We start from the raw sequence: 538 nt of genomic DNA on the forward strand, positions 1-538 counted from the left end.
CGTGCTTAGTCTCGTGGGCTGGGAGTTGTGTATAAGAGACGGGTGTGGTGGGTTGGGGCAGGGGCGCGGGTGTTACGGCGGCTTTTCCCAGTTGCTGGCAAAGGCGGGTGAAGACACCGGGCAAGTCCCCCGCCGCAAACGGCAGTTGCTCTGGCGCCAGCAGGCTGGACTGCCACAGCGTCTGGACGGTCAAACCGGCGGCACGCAAGGCGGCCACCTCGGCCTGCTCCTCGGGCGCGGCGATGTCCTCGCAGACGATGTGGCTGGCACCCAATGTTTGGCACAGCGCCTGCAGCGTGGTTGCGGCCGGGCCGGTCAGCTCCAGCAGACAACTGCCACAGGCCTGCAAACTGGCGGCCAGGTCGTCCAGCGTGGCGCGTTCATAACGCTGGCGGTGAGGCCCCACACGCGCAAAACCCCAGCGTGTGGTGCTGGGCGGCGCGTGGCAAAACACCGGTAGCAGCGGCTGCCCATCACGCTGCGCCAAGTGCAAGGCGTGCGCCAGCGCGGGGGCGTCGGTCAGGCGCAGGTCCTTGCG

Annotated in this window: 1 protein-coding gene; it reads right to left on the reverse strand. The window is 68.2% G+C overall.

Features of this window, described 5'->3' with window-relative positions; translation table 11 throughout:
* On the reverse strand, window positions 1–538 hold a 538-nt coding region (locus tag KKO72_RS20785; RefSeq protein ID WP_214943775.1), incomplete at both ends, for a deoxyribodipyrimidine photo-lyase.

Origin of the sequence: Rhodoferax sp. U11-2br, from assembly GCF_018619435.1 — a bacterium.
In the GTDB taxonomy this organism is placed as follows: domain Bacteria; phylum Pseudomonadota; class Gammaproteobacteria; order Burkholderiales; family Burkholderiaceae_C; genus Rhodoferax.